Below are 25116 nucleotides of genomic sequence, written 5' to 3' on the forward strand. Positions count from 1 at the left end.
AAGTGGATTTTGTGCAAAATTTCTCATAACTGACGTAAACCCTCTGGCATGATGGTCTTTATGTCAGTTATTGCCTGATGAATACGCTATGAAAATTTTTTCATTTCGCAAATGGAGCCAGATCACAAAATGGACAAAAGGCTAAAAATCACCGAAATCGCCGCCCGTACCCAGCTCTCCATCAGTACGGTTTCCCGTGTGCTGGCAGGCAAAGCGAATACCAGCGAAAAGGCGCGGGCTAAGGTGCTGGCGTGCGCGCGGGAGCTGGGGGTGATGGACGGCATGGCGGCGGGGCGTCTGCTGCTTAACAGCCTGGTGGTTTTTGCCCCTCAGCGTGCCTTCGACGAGCGGTCCGACATCTTTTACTACCGCGTGATCCAGAGCGTGAGCAAAGGGCTTGCCTCGCACGAGGTTCGGCTGCGCTACTGCGCGCTGGAGGAGAACGACAGCGACGCCCAAATTTTTCTGGCACGCATGAACGAGCCGGATACCCAGGCGGCCATTCTTCTCGGTATTGACGATCCGCATATCCACGATCTGGCGGTGGATGTGGGGAAACCCTGCATGCTGATTAACTGTCGGGACCGCCGCATGCGCCTGCCTGCCGTTGCCCCGGATCACCGTGCGATTGGCGAGCGGGCGGCGGAGTACCTGTTCGAGATGGGGCACCGCGAGGTGATGAACGTGCTGTGCCTGCGTCGCTACACCATGGAGCTGCGCCTGGCGGGGATCCGCGACGCGTGGCACGCCCATAATCTCAGGTTTAACGACAGGCGCGACCTGCTGGTGGTGCCAAGCTTCAGCGCCAGAGAGACGGAGCAACTGGTGAGCGAGTGGCTTAACCAACAGAAGGGAAAAGACCTGCCGACGGCGTTCCTGGTAGGCGGGGACTTTATGGCGGCAGGCACCATCAGCGCGCTGCAAAATCACGGTCTGCGCGTGCCGCAGGACGTCTCGGTGATGAGCATTGACGGCTTTAATCTGGCGGCGATTCAGGATGTGCCCTTAACGGCGGTGCATGTTCCCCGCGACGAGCTGGGAACGGAAGCGGTGCATATGCTCCAGCAGCGGCTGATGCGCCCGGACGCGCCGTCAGGAACATTGCTGCTGAACGGCACGCTGGCCGTGCGGGAATCGGTACGGCGGATACGTCAGGGGAAACGACGCACCGCCGTGGAGCGGGAAGGGCTGTACGACAGTTAAGCCATGCCCAGCGCGTGCTTGCCGTGGATATTGAGATCGTTCACGGTAAAGCGGCCCTGCCAGCTTTTTTCATAATCCTCGCGCGGGAAGTCTCCCGGCGACGCGCCGGTTTCCAGCGCTTCCTTGACCTTTTTCGCATAGGCGAGGTTTTTCTCGCACATTGGCGCGGCGGGGATGTACATCACGTTGCCCCAGCCCTGCTGATTTTCCACCGGCGCGACGGAGTGGATCACGTCGCAGTGCCACCACACGGAATCACCGGCTTCCAGCGCCGGAATGCTGGTCAATGCTTCGACAAGCAGCGGGTGCCACTTCTCGGAAATCGGCAGCACGCGCCCCGGCGCCACGCCGCAGAGTTCGTCTTCCGGCACGTCGTCCAGCAGCGGACGCAGCAGAATGTAGGCCATTGCTTCCGGGATCGGCACCACGTGCAGCAGCCCCTGGCCGGGGATCATGTCCGACAGCGCCGTCCAGCCCTGGAAGGTGCGGAACACCGAGCACTTGGTGGTGTTATCCACGGTGTATTCTTCCACTTCAGTACGGTGCGCGGCGTTCCACGGATCGTATTTCTCGACGTTGCCGTCAAACACGCGGGCAAACACCTGCTGGTAAGCCGGCAGCAGCCAGCGCTCCAGCGCGCCGGAATCGGTATGCGCCCCCAGCCCTTTTGAAGTGGTTCCCGGCGGACGACGGCGGATGCGGTCCGGGTAAATCACGCTCACGTCAGGGTTAAACCACTGCTTGCCGTTGCTCTCGAATGTCCATAAACGGTTCAGGAACGACTGCACCTGCGCCATCGCTTCACTCTGGCGCGCCTGCATTTGCGCCTGGGACCAGTAGATCGGGTAAATCTCCGGACGGGAGGCGGTTAAGGTGCCGAAGAAGTTGTCGCCCGGCCCTTTGTATACCTCGTCAAACTTGTTCAGATCGAGGTAGTCGAGCATCGACCGATCCCACGCCAGCGCCTGCTCGCGGGGGAAGTGACCTTTAATCACCGCGCAGCCGCGGCGCTTAACGGCCTCGCGCTGAGCGTCGGTAATCGTGCCGTTTTTCACATCGGCAAACGGAATCACCGGCCAGACGGATTCGCCTTTATTTTTCAGGGCGTTGATCTCCGCCACGCGGGTGGCGATTTTATCGCTGAGCTTGTCGAACACCGCCTGCACGTCGCCGATCTGCGCGCGTAACTCACGTTTTAACTGACGGATTGCCGCTTTGTGGTCCGCTGGCAAGGTTTCACTGGTAAAGGTCATAACTGCCTCGCATCTTTCATTCGAAAGTAAAAATGTCTACAAGTGATACTTTAAGTTAAAAATAAGTTAATGCAAGTTTAAAAACTTGACGCAAGCCACAGGACGGAAAAAGAGTGAGAGGCCGGAGCGGGGCTCCGGCGAGGAAAGGATCAGACGTCGAAAGGAGAGTGGTTGTCGAGCACGGCCTGAATCACGTTCAGCGCGCCCTGATGGTTGTTATCGTCGGTGCTGTAGCGGCTAATGTCTTTAATGCTCTGCGCCGCGTTGCCCATCGCAAAAGAGTATTTTACCAGCTTCAGCATCTCGGCATCGTTGCCGCTGTCGCCAATGCCGACGCACTCCTGCGGGGAGATTTTCCAGCGTTTCAGCAGGCGGCTGATGCCGTTGGCTTTGTGCAGGCCGGGGATAATCAAATCGACAAAACCGAAACCGCTGGTGACCGGCTTCATGATGCCTTCCAGGGAGACGTGCAGTTTATCGACCAGGTTCGGGATATCGCTGTCCGGCAGGTTCAGGGAGAACTTAAACAGCACGTCGTCGATTTCGCGGTAATCGCTGATGCGTTTTAAGCGGTGATAGTGCTTTGACATCAGCGCCACGAAGGCGTCCGGGGCTTTGTCGCTGACGTAGGCGCTCTCCAGACCGCAGGCTACAAAGTTCAGCCCTTCGTCTTTCAGCAGTTCGCCAATAACGATCTGCGACTCATGGCGGGTCAGCTCGCCGTGGAAAACCTGTTCGCCGTGGTCAAACACCAGCGCGCCGTTCTCCGCCACGAAGGAGATCTGCTCTTTCAGCTCGGGGAAGAAGGAGATGAGCTGGTAATACTGGTTGCCGCTGGCGACAACGAATTCAATATCGCGGGCTTTAAGCTGCTCAAACTGTGCCTGGAAGCGGTCACGATCGTACTGCTTGGCATCATCAAGGAAAGTTCCGTCCATATCGGTGACGATAACTTTAACGGTCATACTGTGCTCCTGGGTCACTGCGTTTTGAAACATTCTAATAACAAGGTGACGGGGAGCACAAATTTAATTTCGAATGAAAGTCAGAAAGCCGGGTGGCGGCTTCGCCTTACCCGGCCTACGGGGAGACTCTGTAGGCCCGGTAAGCGCAGCGCCACCGGGCGTTTTCTTACAGCGTATGCTCAGTACGGGCGATAATATCGTCCTGCGCATCCGGCGACAGGGCGGTGAAGAACGCCGAGTAACCCGCAACGCGTACCACCAGGTCACGATACTGGTCAGGGTGTTTCTTCGCCTCCAGCAGCGTTTCGCGGGAGACAATGTTGTACTGAATATGCCAGCCCTTATGCACCTCGAAGAAGGTGCGCAGCAGCACCATCAGCTTCTGACGATCGCTGTCGTTTTCCAGCGTCGACGGATTCAGCTTCTGGTTAAGCAGCACGCCGCCGAGAATCGCCTCGGTAGGCAGTTTACCCACGGAACCGATGACCGCCGTTGGACCAAGGTGGTCGGTACCGGAAGCTGGGCTTGCCCCTTCCGCCAGTGGGGTGTGGGCCTTACGTCCGTCCGGCGTGGCCATCGTTGCCGCGCCGAAAGGCACGTTAGCGGAGATAGACGACGTGCCCGCGTAGTAGTTACCGCCAATCGGGCCGCGGCCGTAGCGCGGGTTGTGGTACTGCTTCAGCTCTTCAATGTAGGTCTGATAGGCGCGGGTCAGCAGCATGTCCACGCTATCGTCATCGTTGCCGTACTTCGGCGCGCCGTTGATCAGGCGCTGGCGCAGCTGCTCGTGAGTCAGCCCGTCGAAGTCATCCGCCAGCGCCGCCGCCAGCTGCTGCTGACCGATAGCACCCTGCTCAAAGACCAGCTTTTTCACCGCTGCCAGGCTGTTGCCGAGGTTGGCGATACCCACCTGCAGGCCGGAGACCCAGTCATACTTCGCGCCGCCCTGCTTGATGCTTTTCGCGCGTTCGATGCAGTCGTCCACCAGCGCCGAGCAGAGAATATCGTGGACGTTCTCTTCCAGCATGGTATCCACCACGTACTCAATTTCGATAGATTTGCGGGTGTAGTAGCGGATCTGGGTATCCCACGCCGCCATCACCTCCTCGAAATTGTCGAAGTTACCGGCGGAGAGCGCTTTCTCCTGCGGCAGGAACACCTTGCCGCTGGTGGCGTCGCGGCCGCCTTCCAGCGCGGCGAGCATCACGCGGGCAAAGTTGATAAAGCTCATGCCGGTGCAGCGGTAGCCCCACTTGCCGCCCACCGCGGTTTCGATACAGCCGATGGCCGCGTAGTCGTAGGCATCATCGCGCTCAACGCCAAGCTTGATAAATTCCGGGATCACGATTTCATCGTTGTTAAATGCCGGCATCCCGAAGCCGCAGCGGATCACCTGCACGCAGGCGTCGAGGAAGTCGTTGCTCATGCCCGCGTGATAGCGCACGCTCAGGTTTGGCTGGGTAGAGCGCAGGCGACCGCAGGATTCCAGAATCGCGTAGGAGAGCGGGTTCACCGCGTCCATCGGCTCGCCGTTAACCAGCTTCTGACCACCAATGGTGACGTTCTGGTACAGCGGGCTACCGGCGGAGGCCTTGGAGTGCGAGCCGGAGCGGATCTTGTTCACTTCCAGCAGCTTCAGCCAGCAGCTGTGCAGCAGCTCGATGGCGTGCTCGCGGTCCAGACTCTGGTCCAGCTCCACGTCGCGGCGGTAGTACGGATAGAGATACTGGTCCATCCGCGCGAAGGAGACGGAGTGGCCGTTGGACTCAATCTGCAGGATCAGTTGAATGAAGTAGCACAGCTGCAGCGCCTGCCAGAATGTTTTTGGCGGCTCGTGGGCAATCACGTCGCAGTTTTCCGCCATCGCCAGCAGCTCGTCGCGGCGGCTTTCGCGGGTTTCCGTAGACGCCATCTCACGCGCCAGGTCGGCGAAGCGTTTGATGTGCAGGCTGACGGCTTCCAGCACGATATCAATTGCCTTCAGGAACTGATCGCCGTGCAGGTCTTCCAGCACCGTCAGGTTGATGCGCGAGCGGCGCTCGTCCACTTTGGCGCGCAGGCCGTCGAGACCTTTCTCCAGCACCAGCGGGAAGTTTACCGCCAGGTGCGCGTCGCCGGAGGTCATGTTGCCTTCGGCTTTGATGATGCCGGTTTCCAGCAGGCCTTTCTGCTCGTCGGTGAACATGCCATAGCAGCGGTCCTGCACCGTCTGGCCGCGCCACCACGGGCAGATTTCATGCAGCACACGCTTGTTCTCTTCGCTCACCGCGAAGCCCGCACCCGGACGGTCCGCCAGATCGTCAATCTCTTTCTCAATCCAGGAGACGGTATATTCCGGGAAGATCGGCGCGGCGCGCACTTCGCTTGCCTGGTTGCCGATAATCAGCTCGTCGTGCTTGATCCAGATGGTGCGTTCCGCCAGGTGATGTGCCAGCGCCAGGGCGCGGCGCACCGGGATCGGCTTGTCCATGTGCTGCTGGTACATTTCGGTGTAATGCTGCGCGCGCTCGGTACAGACCGGCGGCTTGACGATATGCAACAGCGCCATTTTATGCGCTTTAATACGTTCGCTGAGGGTGTTGAGATTCAGGGTGGTCATAGGTTTATCCTCGTAAGGTCGCGGTTAACCCTTTCTGGCAGGCATACTGCTGCGCGAAGTCCAGCAGGGCAGGGTTATCCAGCGGTTTGTCAGGGGCAGAGTAAGGTTGGCTGAGCAGGGTGTATTTGTTCATGCCCAGCGTGTGATACGGCAAAAAATGAATATCATCGACGCCGAGTTCGTCGGCGGCGAAGTTGGTAATGGCTGTGATGGACGCTTCATCGGCGTTAAAGCCCTGGATCAGCGGCACGCGGATGGTGATCTTTTTCCCGGCAGCGGCGAGGCGCTTCAGGTTGTCCAGGATCCGTTTGGCCGAACCGTCGGTCCACTGTTTGAACACCGCTCCGTCGACGTGCTTAAGGTCGGCAAGGAACAGATCGACGTACGGTAATGACGGCTCGATATAATGCCACGGCACGTGAAGGCAGGTTTCGACGGCGGTGTGGATACCCTGTTCGTGGCTGGCCTTGAACAGGGCGTGCGCCAGCTCCGGGTTCATAAACGGCTCGCCGCCGGAGAGGGTGATCCCGCCGCCGCTGCGGTCATAAAAGGGTTTGTCGCGCAGTACGGTGGCCATGATCTCGTCCACCTGCTTCTCTTCACCGCAGACGGTAAGCGCCTGCGTTGGACAGCAGTCGGTGAGGGCATTAAGCGTCTCTTCACTCAGCTTTTCGCGGTGGATGACCAGGCCATTGAGCGCGCGTTCGATACAGCCCGGTGCCGCCAGCTGACACAGGTCGCAGCCTTCCAGACACAGGCGCGCGTCAAACAGCACGTCCCGGCTGCGCGAGCGGCTTTCCGGGTTCTGGCACCAGCGACAGCCCAGCGAGCAGCCTTTCAGGAACACCACGGTTCGAATACCGGGGCCGTCGTGGGTGGAATAACGCTGAATATTGAAGATCATATTTTTGCCCTCAAGTTGCATATGAAGATTAAATGACTTTCGAATGAAAGTTATCTTGATGCGGGTCAACTCTTGAGCAGGTTTTATCGTGATAGGGTAAGTGCAGGCTAATTTTTGAGGGTGACATCATGGAACTTTATCTCGATACATCTGACGTTGCGGCAGTCAAAAAGCTGGCGCGTATCTTCCCGCTGGCGGGCGTGACCACCAACCCAAGCATTGTGGCGGCAGGAAAAACGCCGCTAGATGAGCTGCTGCCCGCGCTGCACAACGCGTTGGGCGGTAAGGGCCGTCTGTTTGCGCAGGTAATGGCAACCACCGCCGAAGGGATGGTGGAAGACGCGCGCAAGTTGCGCGCTATCATTAACGACCTGGTGGTGAAGGTGCCGGTGACCGCGGAAGGGCTGGCGGCGATCAAAATGCTGAAAGCAGAAGGGATCCCGACGCTGGGGACGGCGGTGTATGGCGCCGCGCAGGGGATGCTGTCCGCCCTGGCCGGAGCAGAGTATGTGGCCCCTTACGTTAACCGCGTGGACGCGCAGGGCGGGGACGGGATCCAGACCGTGATTGAACTGCAGCACCTGTTGGCGCTGCACGCGCCGCAGTCAAAGGTGCTGGCCGCGAGCTTTAAAACCCCGCGTCAGGCGCTGGACTGCCTGCTGGCAGGGTGCGAGTCCATCACGCTACCGCTGGACGTCGCGCAGCAGTTTATTACTTCCCCTGCGGTGGATGCGGCGATCGTGAAGTTTGAGCAGGACTGGCAGGGAGCGTTTGGACGGACGTCTATCTGACGGGGGCGGCCTGATGCCCTCGCCCCAACCCTCTCCCACAGGGAGAGGGAGCAAACACTAAAACGGCAACCTGAAGGTTGCCGTTTGCTTTAACCACCGCACACCTCACACCCCGGATTGCGCATCAGCTTCATCTCGCGGAACTGGCAGGTCATCGCGTCATACATCACGATTTTCCCCGCGGCAGGCGTGCCGTAGTGTGCCAGCACTTTGATCGCTTCCATTGCCTGCAATGAGCCAATCACGCCGACGAGTGGTGCCATCACGCCCGCCTCGACGCAGGTCAGCGCATTCTCGCCAAACAGACGGCTCAGGCAGCGGTAGCAGGGTTCAACATCCGCGTACGTGAAGACGCTGATTTGCCCCTCCATGCGGATCGCCGCGCCGGAGACCAGCGGGGTTTTGTGGGCAAAACAGCCCGCGTTCAGCTGGTTACGGACCGCGACGTTATCGGTGCAGTCGAGCACCAGATCGTGCTGCGCAATCTGCGCGAACAGCGCGTCGTCATCCAGCATCGCGTCAATCAGGGTGAACTGAACGTTGGGGTTGATGCGCGCCAGCGCCGTGCGGGCAGAGTCCACTTTCGGCTGGCCAACCGTCGCGTCGCTGTGCAGCGTCTGGCGCTGCAGGTTGGACACCGAGACGGTATCGAAATCCAACAGCGTCATCCTGCCCACGCCCGCCGCCGAAAGATACTGCGCGGCGGCGCAGCCCAGCCCGCCGAGACCGACGACCAGCACATTGGCTGCCTTAAGCGCTTCCTGGCCCTCAAAGTCAAACCCGCGCAGCACGATCTGGCGGTTGTAGCGCATCATCTCCTGGTCGCTCAGCTCCACCGTCATGTCAGCCTCCGAACAGGTGGTTAAAGCTTTCTACCTCAACCCATTCGCCGGCTTCCACGTTGCCGCGCTCGCGCTCCAGCACGATAAAGCAGTTGCCCTGGCTGAAGGAGCTGAAAATGTGCGAGCCCTGATGTCCGGTGGTGCTCACTTCGAGCTCACCGTCCGCGCCGCGTGCCAGAATGCCGCGCTGGAAATCGAGACGACCCGGTGATTTTTTCAGGCGCGTAGCGGCACGCACGCGCAGGCGTTCCGGCAGCGGGCTGGCTTTGTTGCCGGAAAGCTTCGCCAGGAGCGGGATCGCCAGCTGGTAGAAGGTGAGTGCCGCAGAGACCGGGTTACCCGGCAGGCCGCAGAACCAGCTGTGCGGAAGCTTGCCAAACGCGAACGGTTTGCCCGGCTTAATCGCCAGCTTCCAGAAGGCGATTTCGCCCAGCTCTTCAAGAAGGGTTTTGGTGTAATCCGCTTCGCCCACGGAGACGCCGCCGGAGCTGATGACCACGTCGGCGGATTTGTCCGCCTCGATAAACGCCGCGCGCAGTTTTTCCGGGTCGTCTGGAATAATCCCGAGGTTAATCACCTCGCAGCCCAGCTGCTCGAGCATCAGGTGTACCGCCAGGCGGTTGGTGTCATAAATCTGGCCGTCCTGCAGCGGCTGGCCCGGAAGCTGCAGCTCGTCGCCGGTGGAGAAGACCGCCACGCGCACCTTGCGGACAACGTCAACTTCGGCGATGCCGAGCGACGCCAGCACCGGCAGTTCACCTACCGTCAATTTCTGCCCGGCGGCAAAAACGGTCGCGCCGAGGGTGATGTCTTCGCCCGTGCGGCGGATGTTCTGGCCCGCTTTAACGTTCGCGGTAAAACGCACCCCGTCGTCGGTCTGCTCGGTCTCTTCCTGCATCACCACGGCGTCGCAGCCCTGCGGAACCGGCGCGCCGGTCATGATGCGCACGCAGGTGCCCGCTGGCCATTCGCCGCCAAACGGCTGGCCCGCAAAGGCTTTACCCGCCACCGGCAGGGCGTTACCCGTCTGGAGATCCGCCAGGCGCACCGCGTAACCGTCCATCGCGGAGTTATCGAACCCCGGCACGTTCATCGGCGAGACGATATCGCGCGCGGCAATACGACCAAAACAGCGCACAAGCGGCAGCGTCTCAACGTCATGCAGCGGAGAAATACGGTCAAGCATCTGCGAGAGTGCCGTCTCAAGCGGCATCAGTCCGGCGGTAAAATCCATGGTGGGCTCCTGCGGAGTAACAACGAAAGCGCCCATTATGGCAGAAAAGTGCGGCTAACTGTATGACCCGATGGGTGTACGCTTTACATCACTGTTGCGTCTTTCTATATTCAAAAATCATCTGAAGTTTCATCGACGATAATGATATTTATAGAAAAAGCCGCGAATCAGGCTAACGGGTGATGCGAATGGTTAATGCGGTAATCGCAATTCATGGCGGCGCAGGGGCAATCACCCGTGCACAGCTCAGTCCCGAGCAGGAAAAGCGCTACATTGACGCGCTGTACGCCATTGTGGAAACGGGCCAGAAAATGCTGGAAGCGGGCGAGAGCGCGCTTGATGTGGTCACCGAGGCGGTGCGCCTGCTGGAAGAGTGTCCGCTCTTTAATGCCGGAATAGGTTCGGTCTTTACCCGGGATGAAACCCACGAGCTGGACGCCTGCGTGATGGACGGCGTCACCCTGAAGGCGGGCGCCGTGGCGGGCGTGAGTCATCTGCGAAATCCGGTGCTGGCGGCGCGTCTGGTGATGGAGGAGAGCCCGCACGTTCTGCTGGCGGGCGCCGGGGCTGAAAAATTTGCCTTTGAGCACGGATTGGAACCGGTATCGCCGGATCTGTTTTCCACGGAAGAACGCTATCAGCAGCTGCTGGAAGCCCGTACGGCGGGCATAACGCAGCTTGACCATACTGCGCCGCTGGATGAAACCACCAAAATGGGCACGGTCGGCGCGGTGGCGCTCGATAAAGCCGGTAACCTCGCGGCGGCGACGTCAACGGGCGGCATGACCAACAAGCTGCCGGGACGCGTCGGCGACAGCCCGCTGCCCGGCGCGGGCTGCTATGCCAATAACGCCACGGCAGCGGTGTCGTGTACCGGCACCGGGGAAGTGTTTATTCGCGCCCTCGCGGCCTACGACATCACCGCGCTGATGGATTACGGCGGTTTAAGCCTGAGCGAGGCCTGCGAGCGCGTGGTGATGGAAAAATTACCTGCCCTGGGCGGCGTCGGCGGGCTGATTGCGGTCGATCGTGAGGGCAACGTGGCCCTGCCGTTCAACAGCGAAGGCATGTACCGCGCCTGGGGTTATGCCGGTGATGAGCCGAGCACGGGCATCTATCGTGAATAAGGGGGCAGCGCGTGCCGCACACTGAAGAACTGGACAACCGCGAGGTGCTGGCTGTCCATCAGCTGAATATTGCGTTTCAGGAAGAGCGGCAGTTCATCCCCGCAGTACAGAATTTATCGTTCTCGCTCAGGCGCGGCGAGACGCTGGCTATTGTTGGCGAGTCCGGCTCCGGTAAATCGGTCACCGCGCTGGCGCTGATGCGCCTGCTGGAACAGACGGGCGGGCAAATCAGCAGCGAGAAAATGCTCCTGCGCCGCCGTAACCGTCAGGTCATCGATTTAAACGAGCTGAGCGGCGCGCAGATGCAGGGCGTGCGCGGGGCGGATATCGCGATGATCTTCCAGGAGCCGATGACCTCGCTCAACCCGGTGTTCCCGGTCGGGGAACAAATTGCCGAGTCCATCCGGCTGCATCAGGGGCTGAGCGGCGATGAGGCGCTCAAAGAGGCCCGACGGATGCTGGAGCTGGTACGCATTCCGGAGGCGCAGGCCATTCTGGGACGCTACCCGCATCAGCTTTCCGGCGGCATGCGTCAGCGGGTGATGATTGCCATGGCGCTCTCCTGCCGTCCGGCGGTGCTGATCGCCGATGAGCCGACGACGGCGCTGGACGTGACGATTCAGGCGCAGATCCTGCAGCTCATCAAAGTGCTGCAGCAGGAGATGGAGATGGGGGTTATTTTCATCACCCACGATATGGGCGTAGTGGCTGACATCGCCGATCGGGTGCTGGTGATGCATAAGGGCAATGCTGTGGAAACCGGTGCGGTCGAGCAGATTTTCCATGCCCCCGAGCATCCTTACACCAAAGCGCTGCTGGCGGCGGTGCCGCGGCTTGGGGCGATGAACGGCAGCGATTTGCCGCGCCGTTTTCCGCTGATTTCCCTGGAGGCGACAGAGCCGCAGGAGAATGAAGGCGAGCAGGACACCGTGGTGTCGGGCAAACCGATACTCGAAGTGCGCAATCTGGTGACCCGCTTTCCGCTGCGCAGCGGAATTTTCAACCGCCTGAAGCGCGAAGTGCATGCGGTGGAAAACGTCAGTTTTGATCTCTGGCCGGGTGAAACGCTGGCGCTGGTAGGAGAGTCCGGCTGCGGGAAATCCACCACCGGGCGGGCGCTGCTCAGGCTTGTGGAGACCCAGGAGGGGACGATAACCTTTAACGGTGAACGTATCGACACTCTGCCAGATAATAAATTACAGGCGATACGGCGAGATATTCAGTTTATCTTCCAGGATCCGTATGCCTCTCTCGACCCGCGCCATACGGTAGGGTACTCAATTATGGAGCCGCTGCGGGTGCATAACCTGCTCGACGGCGAGGCGGCGCAGCGTCGCGTGGCCTGGCTGCTGGAGCGCGTTGGCCTGAAGCCGGAACACGCCTGGCGTTATCCGCACGAGTTTTCCGGCGGGCAGCGGCAGCGTATCTGCATCGCCCGCGCGCTGGCGCTGAACCCGAAGGTGGTGATTGCGGATGAGTCCGTCTCGGCGCTGGATGTCTCGATCCGGGCGCAAATTATCAACTTACTGCTGGATTTACAGCGGGATATGGGGATTGCCTTCCTGTTTATCTCGCACGATATGGCGGTGGTAGAGCGCATCAGCCATCGCGTGGCGGTGATGTTTATGGGGCAGATCGTGGAGATTGGCCCGCGAAGGGCGGTGTTTGAGAATCCGCAGCACCCCTACACCCGCAAGCTTATTGCGGCGGTCCCGGTTGCCGATCCCGCGCACCGCCACGGCCAGCGCGTGCTGCTGCAGGATGAGATGCCGAGCAACATTCGTAAACGCGGCGAAGCCGTGGAGCGCGTCACGCTGCGTGAGGTTGGTCCGGGCCACTTCGTGGCTCCGCCGCGCCAGGACAATGCCTTCTCACGGTTATAACTTACAACAGGCAGGAGAACACAATGGTTACATTTGTAGCGCGTAAATGGTTGTTAGCCGCGAGCGTGACGGCAGCCCTGGCCGCTGCCCCCGCGTTCGCCGCCAAAGACGTGGTGGTTGCCGTCGGCTCCAACTTCACCACGCTCGATCCGTACGACGCCAACGACACGCTCTCCCAGGCGGTGGCGAAATCGTTCTATCAGGGGCTGTTTGGTCTCGACAGAGAGATGAAGCTGAAAAATGTGCTGGCGGAGGGGTACACCGTATCCGACGACGGGCTGGTCTATACCATCAAGCTCCGTTCCGGCGTGAAATTCCAGGACGGGACTGATTTCAATGCGGAGGCGGTAAAGGTCAACCTCGACCGTGCCAGCAATCCTCAAAACAGCCTCAAGCGCTATAACCTGTATAAAAATATCGCCAGCACCGAGGTAGTCGACCCGGCAACGGTAAAAATCACCCTGAAAGAGCCATTCTCCGCGTTTATCAATATTCTGGCGCATCCGGCGACGGCGATGATCTCGCCCGCCGCGCTGAAAAAGTACGGTAAAGAGATCGGCTTCCACCCGGTGGGAACCGGGCCGTACGAGCTGCTCACCTGGAACCAGACCGATTTTGTGAAGGTGAAAAAATTCGCGGGATACTGGCAGCAGGGTCTGCCGAAGCTGGACACCATCACCTGGCGTCCGGTGGTGGATAACAACACCCGCGCGGCAATGCTGCAAACCGGCGAAGCGCAGTTTGCCTTCCCCATCCCGTATGAGCAGGCCGCCATTCTGCAGAAAAACAGCAAGCTGGAGCTGGTTGCCAGCCCGTCTATCATGCAGCGCTACATCAGCATGAACGTCACGCAGAAGCCGTTCGATAACCCGAAGGTGCGTGAAGCCATCAACTATGCCATTAACCGTCAGGCGCTGGTGAAGGTCGCTTTTGCGGGTTATGCCACCCCGGCCACCGGCGTGCTGCCGCCGTCTATTGCGTATGCGCAAAGTTATCAGCCGTGGCCGTACGATCCGGCCAAAGCGCGCGAGCTGCTGAAAGAGGCGGGTTTCCCGAACGGCTTCAGCACCACGCTGTGGTCGTCGCATAATCACAGCACCGCCCAGAAGGTGCTGCAGTTCACCCAGCAGCAGCTGGCGCAGGTGGGGATTAAGGCGCAGGTGACCGCGATGGATGCCGGGCAGCGTGCGGCAGAAGTGGAGGGGAAAGGGCAGAAAGAGAGCGGCGTGCGGATGTTCTACACAGGCTGGACGGCCTCGACCGGTGAAGCCGACTGGGCGCTGTCGCCGCTGTTCGCCTCGCAGAACTGGCCGCCAACCCTGTTCAACACCGCGTTTTACAGCAATCCGCAGGTGGACAAAGACCTGGCCGATGCCCTGAAAACCACCAAACCGGAAGAGAAAGCCCGCCTCTACAAGGACGCGCAGGACATTATCTGGAAAGAGTCGCCATGGGTACCGCTGGTGGTGGAGAAACTGGTCTCAGCCCATAACAAAGCGCTGACCGGGTTCTACATCATGCCGGACACCGGCTTTAGCTTTGACGATGCGGATTTAAAATAAACCTCATGCTGAATTATGTTTGTAAACGTCTGCTGGGGCTTATCCCGACGCTGCTGATAGTGGCGGTGCTGGTGTTTTTGTTTGTCCACATGCTGCCGGGCGATCCGGCGCGCCTGGTAGCCGGGCCCGAAGCGGATGCCACCGTCATTGAGCTGGTGCGTAAACAGCTGGGCCTCGACCAGCCGCTGTATATGCAGTTTCTGCACTATATGTGCAACGTTCTGCAGGGCGACTTTGGTATTTCAATGGTGTCGCGGCGTCCGGTGTCGGAGGAGATTGCCAGCCGCTTTATGCCCACGTTCTGGTTAACGATTGCCAGCATGGGCTGGGCGGTGGCGTTCGGACTTGGCGCCGGGATTGTGGCGGCCGTCTGGCGTAACCGTTGGCCGGACAAGCTCGGCATGGCCCTGGCGGTGACCGGCATCTCCTTCCCGGCGTTCGCGCTGGGGATGCTGCTGATGCAGATCTTCTCCGTTGAACTGGGCTGGCTGCCGACCGTCGGGGCCGATACCTGGAAGCATTATATTCTGCCCTCCATGACGCTGGGCGCTGCCGTGTCGGCGGTGATGGCCCGCTTTACCCGCGCCTCGTTCGTGGACGTGCTGAGCGAAGATTATATTCGCACCGCGCGGGCGAAAGGGGTCAGCGAGAAGTGGGTCATTCTCAAGCACGGGTTCCGCAATGCGATGATCCCGGTGGTGACGATGATGGGGCTACAGTTTGGTTTCCTGCTGGGTGGCTCTATCGTCGTGGAAAAGGTCTTCAACTGGCCGGGGCTGGGGCGTCTGCTGGTCGATTCCGTCGAGATGCGCGACTACCCGGTGATTCAGGCAGAAGTCCTGCTTTTCTCGCTGGAGTTTATTCTTATCAACTTAGTGGTGGACGTGCTCTACGCCGCCATTAACCCGGCCATCAGGTATAAGTAAGATGCGATTGTTGAACTGGCGGCGTCAGGCCGTTTTGAACGCGATGCCGGGGCTGAAACCGGAGCATGTCCGCACCCCGTGGTCCGAATTCTGGAGACGTTTTCGCCGTCAGCCGGTCGCAATGGCGGCGGGGCTGTTCGTGCTGGTGCTGATTGCGGTGGCGATCGTTGCGCCGTGGGTAGCGCCGTTTGATGCGGAAAACTACTTTGACTACGACCGCCTGAACGACGGCCCCTCAATGCTGCACTGGTTCGGCGTGGACTCGCTTGGCCGCGATATCTTCAGCCGCGTGCTGGTGGGGGCGCAAATTTCTCTCGCCGCCGGGGTACTCGCGGTGCTGATCGGCGCGGCTATCGGTACCGTGCTGGGGCTCGTCGCCGGGTATTATGAAGGCTGGTGGGACCGCATCATCATGCGCATCTGCGACGTGCTGTTTGCTTTCCCCGGCATTCTGCTGGCGATTGCCGTGGTGGCGATCATGGGCAGCGGCATGGCCAACGTTATTATCGCGGTGGCGGTCTTTTCGATTCCGGCCTTTGCCCGCCTGGTGCGCGGCAACACGCTGGTGCTGAAACAGCAGACGTTTATTGAATCCGCCCGCAGCATGGGGGCCAGCGATACCACCATTCTGTTCAGCCATATTCTGCCCGGGACGGTGTCGTCCATCGTGGTCTATTTCACCATGCGTATAGGCGTGTCGATTATTTCGGCGGCCAGCCTGTCGTTTCTGGGGTTAGGGGCACAGCCGCCGACGCCGGAGTGGGGCGCGATGCTGAACGAGGCGAGGGCCGATATGGTGATTGCGCCGCACGTGGCGATTTTCCCGAGCCTGGCGATTTTCCTGACCGTGCTGGCGTTTAACCTGCTGGGGGATGGGCTGCGCGACGCGCTGGATCCGAGGATTAAGGGGTAGTGCAGTGAAATGTGCCGGGTGGCGGCTACGCCTTACCCGGCCTGTAAAAGATGTGCAGTGAGATTAAACCCGGCTACCCCACAGGTCATACTCGTCGGCGTTTTCAACTTTGACGCGAATAATATCACCCGGCTTAACGTTGGTTTCGCCGTTCAGGTACACCGCGCCGTCGATTTCAGGGGCGTCCGCCATGCTGCGACCAATCGCGCCTTCTTCGTCCACTTCGTCGATGATAACCATGATCTCACGGCCCACTTTCTCCTGCAGACGTTCAGCAGAGATCTGCTGCTGCAGTTGCATGAAGCGGTTCCAGCGCTCTTCCTTAACCTCTTCCGGCACCTGATCCGCCAGCTCGTTGGCGGTTGCGCCTTCCACCGGGCTGTACTTGAAGCAGCCGACGCGGTCCAGACGGGCTTCTTTCAGGAAGTCGAGCAGCATCTGGAAGTCTTCTTCGGTTTCACCCGGGAAGCCGACGATAAAGGTGGAGCGCAGGGTCAGATCCGGACAGATTTCACGCCACTGCTTGATGCGCGCCAGCTGGCGGTCAACGGAGCCAGGGCGTTTCATCAGCTTGAGGATACGCGGGCTGGCGTGCTGCAGCGGGATATCCAGGTACGGCAGGATTTTGCCTTCCGCCATCAGCGGGATCACATCGTCAACGTGCGGGTACGGGTAGACGTAGTGCAGACGTGTCCAGATACCGAGCTTAGCCAGCTGCTCGCACAGGCCCACCATGCTGGTTTTCACCGGCTCGCCGTTGTGGAAACCGGAGCGGTGTTTGACGTCTACGCCGTAAGCCGAGGTGTCCTGGGAGATGACCAGCAGCTCCTTCACGCCCGCGTCGGCCAGACGTTTCGCTTCCGCCAGCACTTCGCCAATCGGACGGCTCACCAGATCGCCACGCATGGACGGGATGATGCAGAAGGTGCAGCGATGGTTGCAGCCTTCAGAAATTTTCAGGTAGGCGTAGTGACGCGGCGTCAGCTTCACGCCCTGTTCCGGCACCAGGCTCAGGAACGGGTTGTGCTTTGGTTTTGGCACGTAGTGATGAACATGTTCCAGCACCTGCTCGTAGCTGTGCGGGCCGGTGATCTCCAGCACCTTCGGGTGCACTTCGCGGATTTGGTCCACTTTCGCGCCCAGGCAGCCGGTAACAATCACTTTGCCGTTTTCGGTCAGCGCTTCACCGATGGCTTCCAGTGACTCCTGGACCGCGCTGTCGATAAACCCGCAGGTGTTAACGATCACCATATCGGCGTTGTCGTAGCTTGGCACCACGTCATAGCCTTCGGTGCGCAGTTCGGTCAGGATGCGTTCGGAATCCACCAGGTTTTTCGGGCAGCCCAGGGAGACGAAGCCGATTTTCGGCTGGTGCGTAACATTGCTCATAGGTTAAAAATTCATCAATTATGGAGTTATCAGGGCGGGATTTTACAGCGTATCGCGGGGGATTTATACACTCTTTGCAAGGCGGATGCGCCAGGCCGAGGTTGTAACATTGTAAATAATGTTAATCAGTTAAGAATAATTGATCTCAGGCATTAAACTGTACAAAAAATGACCTTATTCTGAATGTGCAACATGGCTGACAGAGGAGGAAATAGCATGTCCGTTGACAGACTGAAACGCGATCTGCTTAACAAGCTGATCAACGCCCGAATCGACCTGGCCGCCTATCTGCAGCTCAGGAAGGCAAAGGGCTATATGTCAGTCAGCGAAAGCGAACATCTGCGTGATAATCTGTTTGAACTGTGTAATTTCATGCGTGAAAAAGCACCGACCCTGAAGACGGAATACGATGAATGCGAGCTGATGGCGCTGCGTCGCGCCGCTGAGGTGCTCTCCATTGCAGGGGTATGTTTGATGAACGGACGCCACGACTGCCCAAATTTTATCGCTGTTAACGCGGAGAAGCTTGAAAACTGCCTGACAACGCTCTCTCTTTGCATCATGTGTCTTAACAAGTACGAGACGCTTGCACAGCACTGAGTTCGGGGGGAGGCAACTCCCCCCTCTGATTAAGCTTTTGTAAAAGTGGTAACGCGCCCGGAGGTAATGGCTAATCTTTATGCCATATGCCGAAAAAGGAGCGCTTTATGCCTCGATCCTCGTTGATTTTCCTGCCTGCATTGTTTATTCCGTTTTCGCTTCTTGCTGCGCCAGAGGCGGTAAAGGTTGAGGTGCTGCAAAACCGACTCGATCACCCCTGGTCGATGGCGTTCCTGCCGGGTAATGACGGTTTACTGGTCACTCTTAAGGGCGGGCAGCTCAAGCGCTGGCAGGCCGGGAAAGGACTTTCCGATCCCATTGTCGGCGTGCCGAAGGTGTGGGCGAACGGCCAGGGAGGACTGCTGGACGTGGTGCTGGCGCCTGATTTTGAAAAGTCGCGCCGCGTCTGGCTGAGCTACGCCGAAGCCGGGCGTGACGGCAAGGCCGGAACGGCGGTGGGCTATGGTCGCCTGAGCGACGATCTTTCCCGCATCGAGGGATTCCAGGTGGTGTTCCGCCAGATGCCGAAACTCTCTACCGGTAACCATTTTGGTGGGCGACTGGTGTTCGACGGCAAAGGGTATCTCTTTATTGGACTCGGCGAGAACAACCAGCGCCCGACGGCGCAGGATCTGGACAAGCTGCAGGGTAAAGTGGTGCGCCTCACCGAAGACGGTAAAGTGCCGCCGGATAACCCCTTTGTGAACACCTCCGGCGCGCGGCCGGAAATTTGGTCGTACGGCATTCGTAACCCGCAGGGGATGGCGATGAACCCGTGGAGCGACACGCTGTGGCTGAACGAGCACGGCCCGCGCGGCGGGGATGAAATCAACATCCCGGAGAAGGGCAAAAATTACGGCTGGCCGCTGGCGACGCACGGCATTAACTACAGCGGGCTGAAAATCCCGGAAGCCAAAGGTGAGCACGTTGAGGGAGCCGAAAAGCCGCTGTTTGTCTGGAAAGTGTCGCCCGCGGTCAGCGGCATGGCGTTCTATAATAGCGACGTGTTCCCGCAGTGGAAAAACAAGCTGTTTATCGGGGCGCTAAAGGAAAAGGACGTTATCGTGCTGAGCGTGGACGGCAATAAGGTGACGGAGGACGGGCGGATCCTGGGCGACCGGGAGCAGCGTATTCGCGATGTGCGGGTGGGGCCGGATGGCTATCTGTATGTCCTGACCGACGAAACGGACGGGCAGCTGTTAAAAGTCAGCCCGTCCGGTGCGTAATCAGGTGACCGGGATCATAACCACGTTACGGTACGCCGGGCGCTCGCCAAGCTGCTTAAGCCAGCGGTCAAGGTTCGGGCGCGGCGTCCATTTCAGACCGAGGTTAGTCAGGTTCCAGACGAACGGCGCTACGGCAATGTCCCCCACGCCGAACGTATCGCCGGAGAACCAGGCGTGCTTCGCCAGCTCATCGTCCATCATCGCAAACAGGTTTTCGCAGGCATCCTGCGCGGCATGAATGGCGGGGTAGTCGCGCTCGGCTTCAGGGGTTCTCACCAGCCCCATCAGGATCACGCGGTGAACGGGAGAGAGCGTCTGATTTGCCCAGTCCATCCACTTCTCACCCTGCGCGCGCTGCGCCGGGTTTTCAACCCACAGGCGGCCAAGACCGTACTGGGCGGCGAGGTAACGCACAATGGTGTTGGACTCCCAAAGCGTTGCGTCTGTTTCGTCATCCCGCAGCAGCGGCACCAGGCCGTTCGGGTTCATCGCCAGATAGTCGGCCTCTTTGTTCACGCCGAACGACATGCCAGCCATGATTTGGTTAAACGGTAAATCCAGTTCCTCCAGCGTCCAGAGCACTTTCTTAACGTTGGTCGAATTATTCCTGCCCCACAGCGTAATCATATTTACTCCTGATGAGTGTGAATCCGGGTCGGCTTTTTGCCATGGTGAGATAAACCTAACAATTACGCAACAGAAGACAAAAAAATCGCCTGAATCAAAGCGTAAATGAATGTTATTGCATAAACTTTAATAACTTTACCCTCGTTGGGTTTCTTTAACCGTTTTAGTGCGCTATTACTCATCGCTTCTTGCGACACGGTGATGTGACGTAATTTTTGAATGGACACTCGGGTGGCATTTATGACGCGAAAAATGACTTCTCTGCGCAGCCTGGCGGCAGGCTCTGCGCTCCTTTTCCTGTTTGCACCAACACTCTACGCGGCTGAACAGGCTGCGCCCGAAGCGCCGCCTGTGGACGCGCGCGCCTGGATCCTGATGGACTATTCCAGCGGTAAGGTGCTGGCGGAAGGCAATGCGGATGAGAAACTCGATCCGGCCAGCCTGACCAAAATCATGACCAGCTATGTGGTCGGGCAGGCGTTAAAAGCGGGCAAGATCAAGCTGGACGATATGGTCACCATCGGGAAGGATGCCTGGGCGACAGGCAACCCGGCGCTGCGGGGCTCGTCGGTGATGTTCCTGAAGCCTGGCGATCAGGTCTCCGTCTCCGATCTGAACAAAGGGGTAATCATTCAGTCGGGAAATGATGCGTGTATCGCGCTGGCCGACTACGTTGCCGGCAGTCAGGATTCTTTCATTGGTTTGATGAATGGCTATGCGCAAAAGCTCGGCTTAACCAACACCACCTTCAAAACGGTCCACGGCCTGGATGCGCCGGGACAGTTCAGTACCGCGCGCGACATGGCGCTGCTGGGAAAAGCGCTGATCCACGACGTGCCGGATGAATACGCCATCCACAAAGAGAAAGAGTTTACCTTCAACAAAATTCGCCAGCCGAACCGCAACCGCCTGCTGTGGAGCAGCAACGTTAACGTGGACGGAATGAAGACCGGCACCACGGCCGGCGCGGGCTACAACCTGGTGGCCTCCGCGACGCAGGGCGACATGCGCCTGATCTCGGTGGTGCTGGGCACCAAAACCGACCGCATCCGCTTTAACGAGTCAGAAAAACTGCTGACCTGGGGCTTCCGCTTCTATGAAACCGTGACGCCGATTAAACCGGATGCCACGTTCGTCAGCCAGCGCGTCTGGTTTGGTGACAAGAGCGAGGTGAATCTGGGGGCGGGTGAGGCCGGTTCCGTGACCATTCCACGCGGTCAGCTGAAAAACCTGAAAGCAAGCTATACCCTGACCGAACCGCAGCTCACCGCGCCGCTGAAAAAAGGCCAGGTGGTCGGGACGATTGATTTCCAGCTAAACGGCAAGTCGATTGAACAGCGTCCGCTGATTGTGATGGAAGCGGTGGAAGAGGGCGGCTTCTTCAGCCGGATGTGGGATTTCGTGTTGATGAAATTCCATAGCTGGTTTGGCAGCTGGTTTAGTTAAGTTTTATGCCGGGTGGCGCTGCGCTTACCCGGCATAACCTCAATACATCAACTTCACCTGCTGTGCCTTTGCATGGGCCACAATCTCGTCATCGGGGCGGCAATCGCTGACGATGGCGTCAAACTGCGCCAGCTCGCCCATTCTTGCCGAACGCACCTTGCCAAACTTGCTGTGATCGACCACCAGCACATGATACTGCGCGGCATTTAACGCCCAGTGCTTGACCGGCAGCTCCTCCAGATTAAAGCAGGTTGCACCCTGGCGCACATTGACGCCCGCGGCGGAATAAAACGCGATGTCCGGGCAGAGGTTGCTGAGCGTGTCCTGCAGGTTAAGCGGCTTAAAGATGGCGTTGCTGGCGTGAAACTCGCCGCCGCAGAGGATCACCCGGCACTCGGGTTTCTCCTGAAGCGCCAGAAAGGTGTTCAGGGAGTAGCACACGGCGGTAAAGGGAATGCTGCTGTCGATGGCTTCGATAATCCACGGCGTGGTGGTGCCGCAGTCAAAAAACAGCGTCTGGTGCGGCTGAACCAGCGTGGCCGCAAGACGCGCGGCTTTGCGCTTCTCTTCAACCAGACGCGTCTTCTGGTCGCTGATCAGATAATGGCTGGCGCTGCGCGGCTCAAGGACGATGTACCCGCCCAGCAGTACCACGGGGGCGCTGTCGCTGTTCAGATCGCGACGAATGGTCATCTCTGAGACGCCGAGGAGGTTGGCGGCTTCCTTCAGATGCAGCTTATCGCTGCGCTTCAGCGCCTGCAGCAGCTGAGCAATGCGGTCATCGCGTCGTGTTTCCATAGTTCCTCGGGATAAAAAAGTGAGCCCCCGCAGGGCGGGGGCTCAGTGTAACCTGTCCGGTTGGGATTAGTCACGTATCCAGCCCTTACGGATCGGGATGGCAAAAATGGCGCGATAGAGCGAAGAGAGCCCGCGGTAGAGCGCTTCACCGAAGAGATTCCACAGGATAGCCGCGCTCACGCAGCCAATCAGCCCCACCAGGAAACCGCCCACCATATCCAGCGGCCAGTGGACGCCAAGATAGACGCGCGACCAGGCGATAGCCACAGCGACCACCATCAGCACCGCACCCGACCACAGGCGATGCCAGAACAGGAAAGCCAGCGCGAAGGTGAAGATAACCGTACCGTGATCGCTCGGGAAAGAGTCATCCGGCGCGTGGTGCAGGAAGGTGTAGCCAACGCGATCGACAAAAGGACGATCGTGCGGGAACGCGTGGCCGAGAAGATAGCTGACCAGCACGCTTACCCCGAGCGCCATCGCGACTTTGATCACCAGCTGGCGCTGAGCCTTAACCTGGCTGCGCGGCCCCCACAGCCAGAGAATGGCAGCCAGCGCAGGCACGATGCTGATAAGGTCTTTCGCCAGAAAGGTGGCAAAATCAATCATCCACTCTGGCGAGGCCGGGGTGGCGTTGATCAGATAAAACAGCTGATAATTCAGATTCTCTAGCATAGCGTAATCACTCTTTTGCAAACCGGGTGGAAACCAGCCCGTAGACCGCCACCTGGGAAAACCAGACCCACCACCCGGCCCACAGGTTGTGAGAGAAAAAATGTGCCCCGCGCATCACCTGGCCGAAGCCCATCGCCAGACCCAGAACCGCGCCAAGGACCACAAAGCTCCAGGCGAGACGCGGACGCTCGCGCCAGAAGGCAAAAAACAGCCCCATCACCATAAAGCCGCTGGAAGAATGGCCACCCGGGAAGCAGCGGCCCGGACCGCTGTCTGCCGGAACGGCGCTGAACAGGGGGTAAGACACGGCCTTACCGCCATATTCCACCAGATCCCACGGGCAGCTGTGGTGGCTGATGCTTTTCAGCACGCCAACCACCAGCGCGCCAAGCCCCATCAGCAGCGCGGCTGTGACAAGCCTTGCGTTACGTTTGTAAGCGCCGTAAAGCAGCGCCACGGCGCCTAAGGCAATCGCAATGTACTTCGCCAGACGATGGTTCAGCAGATCCAGCAGGTGGTCTTTTTGCAGCGGGAAAGTCTGTGTCGCCGCGTCATACCAAAAACCGGTGATCCATCTGTCGAGCGCTTCATCGCGCGATAGCCACGTAAACACCACGGCAAGCGCTACTAGCACCAAAAGCTGATAACCATAAAAGCGGAACGGTAAGCGGTAAAGCTGTTTTGTCTTATTAGTCTGTAAGTTAGACAATTCTGAACGGCTGGAAGTGAGTGCCATAATTAGGGATCATTGACGAGTAATCGCGCTATCATAAATCTGTCAACTTAAGGAAACCTTAAACGAAGACGATATGTGCTTTATTTCTGTTTCTCCTCGATAAATCACTATCTCGGATTACGGCATTTCATTAAACTCGTCGCGATTTTGTCATTATAAAGAGATTGCATGTTAAACCGTTCTTCTTCTGGTTCACGTCTGGGTCGTCAGGCGTTGCTTTTCCCTCTGTGTCTGGTGCTCTACGAATTCTCTACCTATATCGGCAACGATATGATCCAGCCCGGTATGCTGGCCGTTGTGGAGCAGTACAACGCGGGAATCGAGTGGGTGCCGACCTCCATGACCGCCTATCTGGCTGGCGGCATGTTTTTGCAGTGGCTGTTAGGCCCGCTGTCGGATCGTATTGGGCGCCGTCCGGTGATGCTGACGGGCGTGGTGTGGTTTATCGTTACCTGCCTCGCCACGCTGCTGGCGCAAAACATTGAACAATTTACCCTGCTGCGTTTCCTGCAGGGGGTGAGCCTGTGCTTTATCGGCGCCGTGGGGTATGCCGCCATCCAGGAGTCGTTTGAGGAGGCGGTGTGTATCAAAATTACCGCGCTGATGGCTAACGTGGCGCTGATCGCCCCCTTACTCGGGCCGCTGGTGGGGGCCGCGTGGGTGCACGTTGCGCCGTGGGAAGGGATGTTTGTGCTCTTTGCTGTTCTCGCCGCCATCGCGTTCTTCGGCCTGCACCGCGCGATGCCGGAAACGGCTACCCGTCTGGGCGAAAAACTCTCGCTGAAAGAGCTGGGCCGGGATTACAAAGCAGTGTTGCAAAATGGCCGCTTTGTGGCGGGGGCGCTGGCGACCGGATTCGTTAGCCTGCCTCTGCTGGCGTGGATCGCGCAGTCACCGGTTATTATCATCAGCGGTGAAAAGCTCAGCAGCTACGAGTACGGCCTGCTGCAGGTGCCGATCTTTGGCGCGTTGATTATTGGTAACCTGGTGCTGGCCCGTCTGACGTCTCGCCGCACCGTGCGTTCACTGATTATCATGGGCGGCTGGCCGATTGCGGCAGGGCTGATTCTGGCTGCGGTAGCGACCGTCGCGTCATCCCACGCCTACCTGTGGATGACGGCGGGGCTGAGCATTTATGCCTTCGGAATTGGCGTGGCGAACGCTGGTCTGGTGCGCCTGACCCTGTTTGCGAGCGAGATGAGTAAAGGTACGGTCTCTGCGGCGATGGGCATGCTGCAGATGCTGATTTTTACCGTCGGTATCGAGGTGAGCAAGCACGCCTACGCGCTGGGCGGCAATGGGTTGTTCAGCCTGTTTAACCTCGCCAACGGCGTGCTGTGGGTTGGCCTGATGGTGGTATTCCTGAAGGACAAACGCGTCGGAAACGCCCTGCAACCATAATCTTTTTTTCCCTCTC

Annotated in this window: 22 protein-coding genes; 11 read left to right on the forward strand and 11 right to left on the reverse strand. The window is 59.0% G+C overall.

The window, feature by feature from the left end; genetic code table 11:
- The first annotated feature begins 129 nt into the window (after positions 1 to 129).
- Complete coding sequence (locus IB212_RS07200) at positions 130 to 1203, forward strand: LacI family DNA-binding transcriptional regulator (protein WP_060572581.1); 1074 nt, start codon at positions 130 to 132, stop codon at positions 1201 to 1203.
- On the opposite strand, the gene IB212_RS07205 is transcribed toward IB212_RS07200, so the two are convergent.
- From IB212_RS07205 to IB212_RS07220, 4 genes are all read right to left on the reverse strand, one after another.
- On the reverse strand, positions 1200 to 2456 hold the full coding sequence (locus IB212_RS07205; RefSeq protein WP_188245761.1) for a DUF1479 domain-containing protein: 1257 nt from the start codon (positions 2454 to 2456) through the stop codon (positions 1200 to 1202). The genes IB212_RS07200 and IB212_RS07205 overlap by 4 nt on opposite strands.
- A gap of 149 nt (positions 2457 to 2605) precedes the next feature.
- Positions 2606 to 3421, reverse strand: coding sequence for a Cof-type HAD-IIB family hydrolase (locus IB212_RS07210; RefSeq protein ID WP_041910699.1), 816 nt, complete (start codon positions 3419 to 3421; stop codon positions 2606 to 2608).
- Positions 3422 to 3587: 166 nt separating this feature from the next.
- Complete coding sequence (locus IB212_RS07215; RefSeq protein WP_188245760.1) at positions 3588 to 6020, reverse strand: formate C-acetyltransferase/glycerol dehydratase family glycyl radical enzyme; 2433 nt, start codon at positions 6018 to 6020, stop codon at positions 3588 to 3590.
- A gap of 4 nt (positions 6021 to 6024) precedes the next feature.
- Positions 6025 to 6924 carry a glycyl-radical enzyme activating protein gene (locus IB212_RS07220; RefSeq protein WP_047368162.1) on the reverse strand — a complete coding sequence of 300 codons (900 nt, stop codon included), beginning with the start codon at positions 6922 to 6924 and terminating at the stop codon, positions 6025 to 6027.
- 128 nt (positions 6925 to 7052) lie between these two features.
- Here IB212_RS07220 and fsa point away from each other — a divergent pair, with 128 nt between their 5' ends.
- Positions 7053 to 7715 (forward strand): fructose-6-phosphate aldolase, encoded by a 663-nt coding sequence (gene fsa / locus IB212_RS07225; RefSeq protein WP_188245759.1) that lies wholly within the window; start codon positions 7053 to 7055, stop codon positions 7713 to 7715.
- Between the two features lie 89 nt (positions 7716 to 7804).
- Here the strand turns inward: fsa and moeB are convergent, their stop codons facing one another.
- Together moeB and moeA are read right to left on the reverse strand one after the other, a co-directional pair.
- On the reverse strand, positions 7805 to 8557 hold the full coding sequence (gene moeB / locus IB212_RS07230) for a molybdopterin-synthase adenylyltransferase MoeB (protein ID WP_188245758.1): 753 nt from the start codon (positions 8555 to 8557) through the stop codon (positions 7805 to 7807).
- 1 nt (position 8558) lies between these two features.
- A complete protein-coding gene (gene moeA / locus IB212_RS07235) occupies positions 8559 to 9791 on the reverse strand; it encodes a molybdopterin molybdotransferase MoeA (RefSeq protein ID WP_045630940.1) in 1233 nt (410 codons plus the stop codon).
- A gap of 188 nt (positions 9792 to 9979) precedes the next feature.
- On the opposite strand from moeA, the gene iaaA reads away from it, so the two are divergent.
- The 5 genes from iaaA to gsiD are packed head-to-tail and all read left to right on the forward strand — an operon-like array spanning position 9980 to position 16202.
- A complete protein-coding gene (gene iaaA / locus IB212_RS07240) occupies positions 9980 to 10918 on the forward strand; it encodes a beta-aspartyl-peptidase (protein ID WP_188245757.1) in 939 nt (312 codons plus the stop codon).
- 11 nt (positions 10919 to 10929) lie between these two features.
- Positions 10930 to 12801, forward strand: a complete 1872-nt coding sequence (gene gsiA / locus IB212_RS07245) for a glutathione ABC transporter ATP-binding protein GsiA (protein WP_041910692.1) — start codon at positions 10930 to 10932, stop codon at positions 12799 to 12801.
- A gap of 23 nt (positions 12802 to 12824) precedes the next feature.
- Positions 12825 to 14363, forward strand: coding sequence for a glutathione ABC transporter substrate-binding protein GsiB (gene gsiB / locus IB212_RS07250; RefSeq protein ID WP_047362754.1), 1539 nt, complete (start codon positions 12825 to 12827; stop codon positions 14361 to 14363).
- A 5-nt stretch (positions 14364 to 14368) separates the two neighbouring features.
- On the forward strand, positions 14369 to 15289 hold the full coding sequence (gene gsiC / locus IB212_RS07255) for a glutathione ABC transporter permease GsiC (RefSeq protein WP_041910690.1): 921 nt from the start codon (positions 14369 to 14371) through the stop codon (positions 15287 to 15289).
- Between the two features lies 1 nt (position 15290).
- Complete coding sequence (gene gsiD / locus IB212_RS07260; RefSeq protein ID WP_188245756.1) at positions 15291 to 16202, forward strand: glutathione ABC transporter permease GsiD; 912 nt, start codon at positions 15291 to 15293, stop codon at positions 16200 to 16202.
- Between the two features lie 63 nt (positions 16203 to 16265).
- Here the strand turns inward: gsiD and rimO are convergent, their stop codons facing one another.
- A complete protein-coding gene (gene rimO / locus IB212_RS07265; protein ID WP_041910688.1) occupies positions 16266 to 17591 on the reverse strand; it encodes a 30S ribosomal protein S12 methylthiotransferase RimO in 1326 nt (441 codons plus the stop codon).
- A 216-nt stretch (positions 17592 to 17807) separates the two neighbouring features.
- On the opposite strand from rimO, the gene bssR reads away from it, so the two are divergent.
- Both bssR and IB212_RS07275 read left to right on the forward strand, forming a co-directional pair.
- Complete coding sequence (gene bssR / locus IB212_RS07270; RefSeq protein WP_163332973.1) at positions 17808 to 18191, forward strand: biofilm formation regulator BssR; 384 nt, start codon at positions 17808 to 17810, stop codon at positions 18189 to 18191.
- A gap of 107 nt (positions 18192 to 18298) precedes the next feature.
- On the forward strand, positions 18299 to 19417 hold the full coding sequence (locus tag IB212_RS07275; RefSeq protein WP_048957049.1) for a PQQ-dependent sugar dehydrogenase: 1119 nt from the start codon (positions 18299 to 18301) through the stop codon (positions 19415 to 19417).
- Here the strand turns inward: IB212_RS07275 and IB212_RS07280 are convergent, their stop codons facing one another.
- Positions 19418 to 20044: a glutathione S-transferase family protein gene (locus tag IB212_RS07280; RefSeq protein ID WP_028012484.1), complete on the reverse strand. Its 627-nt coding sequence runs from the start codon at positions 20042 to 20044 to the stop codon at positions 19418 to 19420.
- 240 nt (positions 20045 to 20284) lie between these two features.
- On the opposite strand from IB212_RS07280, the gene dacC reads away from it, so the two are divergent.
- Entirely contained in the window at positions 20285 to 21490 is a 1206-nt protein-coding gene (gene dacC / locus IB212_RS07285; protein WP_032644979.1) for a serine-type D-Ala-D-Ala carboxypeptidase, read from the forward strand.
- A 39-nt stretch (positions 21491 to 21529) separates the two neighbouring features.
- Here dacC and deoR read toward each other — a convergent pair whose 3' ends face one another.
- The 3 genes from deoR to IB212_RS07300 all read right to left on the reverse strand — a co-directional run bounded on the left by deoR (position 21530) and on the right by IB212_RS07300 (position 23699).
- Positions 21530 to 22288: a DNA-binding transcriptional repressor DeoR gene (deoR, locus tag IB212_RS07290; RefSeq protein WP_047368171.1), complete on the reverse strand. Its 759-nt coding sequence runs from the start codon at positions 22286 to 22288 to the stop codon at positions 21530 to 21532.
- Positions 22289 to 22354: 66 nt separating this feature from the next.
- Positions 22355 to 22963: an undecaprenyl-diphosphate phosphatase gene (gene ybjG / locus IB212_RS07295; RefSeq protein ID WP_188245755.1), complete on the reverse strand. Its 609-nt coding sequence runs from the start codon at positions 22961 to 22963 to the stop codon at positions 22355 to 22357.
- 7 nt (positions 22964 to 22970) lie between these two features.
- Positions 22971 to 23699 (reverse strand): phosphatase PAP2 family protein, encoded by a 729-nt coding sequence (locus IB212_RS07300; RefSeq protein WP_188245754.1) that lies wholly within the window; start codon positions 23697 to 23699, stop codon positions 22971 to 22973.
- A gap of 168 nt (positions 23700 to 23867) precedes the next feature.
- Here IB212_RS07300 and IB212_RS07305 point away from each other — a divergent pair, with 168 nt between their 5' ends.
- Positions 23868 to 25100: an MFS transporter gene (locus tag IB212_RS07305; RefSeq protein WP_048960865.1), complete on the forward strand. Its 1233-nt coding sequence runs from the start codon at positions 23868 to 23870 to the stop codon at positions 25098 to 25100.
- Positions 25101 to 25116 lie beyond the last annotated feature (16 nt).

The organism is Enterobacter sp. E12 (assembly GCF_014596715.2).
Lineage (GTDB): Bacteria > Pseudomonadota > Gammaproteobacteria > Enterobacterales > Enterobacteriaceae > Enterobacter > Enterobacter bugandensis.

Bases quoted from the DNA above. Each gene is read 5' to 3' on its own strand.
- IB212_RS07200 (WP_060572581.1), top strand. From the start codon at position 130: ATGGACAAAAGGCTAAAAATCACCGAAATCGCCGCCCGTACCCAGCTC.
- IB212_RS07205 (WP_188245761.1), bottom strand. From the start codon at position 2,456: ATGACCTTTACCAGTGAAACCTTGCCAGCGGACCACAAAGCGGCAATC.
- IB212_RS07210 (WP_041910699.1), bottom strand. From the start codon at position 3,421: ATGACCGTTAAAGTTATCGTCACCGATATGGACGGAACTTTCCTTGAT.
- IB212_RS07215 (WP_188245760.1), bottom strand. From the start codon at position 6,020: ATGACCACCCTGAATCTCAACACCCTCAGCGAACGTATTAAAGCGCAT.
- IB212_RS07220 (WP_047368162.1), bottom strand. From the start codon at position 6,924: ATGATCTTCAATATTCAGCGTTATTCCACCCACGACGGCCCCGGTATT.
- fsa (WP_188245759.1), top strand. From the start codon at position 7,053: ATGGAACTTTATCTCGATACATCTGACGTTGCGGCAGTCAAAAAGCTG.
- moeB (WP_188245758.1), bottom strand. From the start codon at position 8,557: ATGACGGTGGAGCTGAGCGACCAGGAGATGATGCGCTACAACCGCCAG.
- moeA (WP_045630940.1), bottom strand. From the start codon at position 9,791: ATGGATTTTACCGCCGGACTGATGCCGCTTGAGACGGCACTCTCGCAG.
- iaaA (WP_188245757.1), top strand. From the start codon at position 9,980: ATGGTTAATGCGGTAATCGCAATTCATGGCGGCGCAGGGGCAATCACC.
- gsiB (WP_047362754.1), top strand. From the start codon at position 12,825: ATGGTTACATTTGTAGCGCGTAAATGGTTGTTAGCCGCGAGCGTGACG.
- gsiC (WP_041910690.1), top strand. From the start codon at position 14,369: ATGCTGAATTATGTTTGTAAACGTCTGCTGGGGCTTATCCCGACGCTG.
- gsiD (WP_188245756.1), top strand. From the start codon at position 15,291: ATGCGATTGTTGAACTGGCGGCGTCAGGCCGTTTTGAACGCGATGCCG.
- rimO (WP_041910688.1), bottom strand. From the start codon at position 17,591: ATGAGCAATGTTACGCACCAGCCGAAAATCGGCTTCGTCTCCCTGGGC.
- bssR (WP_163332973.1), top strand. From the start codon at position 17,808: ATGTCCGTTGACAGACTGAAACGCGATCTGCTTAACAAGCTGATCAAC.
- IB212_RS07275 (WP_048957049.1), top strand. From the start codon at position 18,299: ATGCCTCGATCCTCGTTGATTTTCCTGCCTGCATTGTTTATTCCGTTT.
- IB212_RS07280 (WP_028012484.1), bottom strand. From the start codon at position 20,044: ATGATTACGCTGTGGGGCAGGAATAATTCGACCAACGTTAAGAAAGTG.
- dacC (WP_032644979.1), top strand. From the start codon at position 20,285: ATGACGCGAAAAATGACTTCTCTGCGCAGCCTGGCGGCAGGCTCTGCG.
- deoR (WP_047368171.1), bottom strand. From the start codon at position 22,288: ATGGAAACACGACGCGATGACCGCATTGCTCAGCTGCTGCAGGCGCTG.
- ybjG (WP_188245755.1), bottom strand. From the start codon at position 22,963: ATGCTAGAGAATCTGAATTATCAGCTGTTTTATCTGATCAACGCCACC.
- IB212_RS07300 (WP_188245754.1), bottom strand. From the start codon at position 23,699: ATGGCACTCACTTCCAGCCGTTCAGAATTGTCTAACTTACAGACTAAT.
- IB212_RS07305 (WP_048960865.1), top strand. From the start codon at position 23,868: ATGTTAAACCGTTCTTCTTCTGGTTCACGTCTGGGTCGTCAGGCGTTG.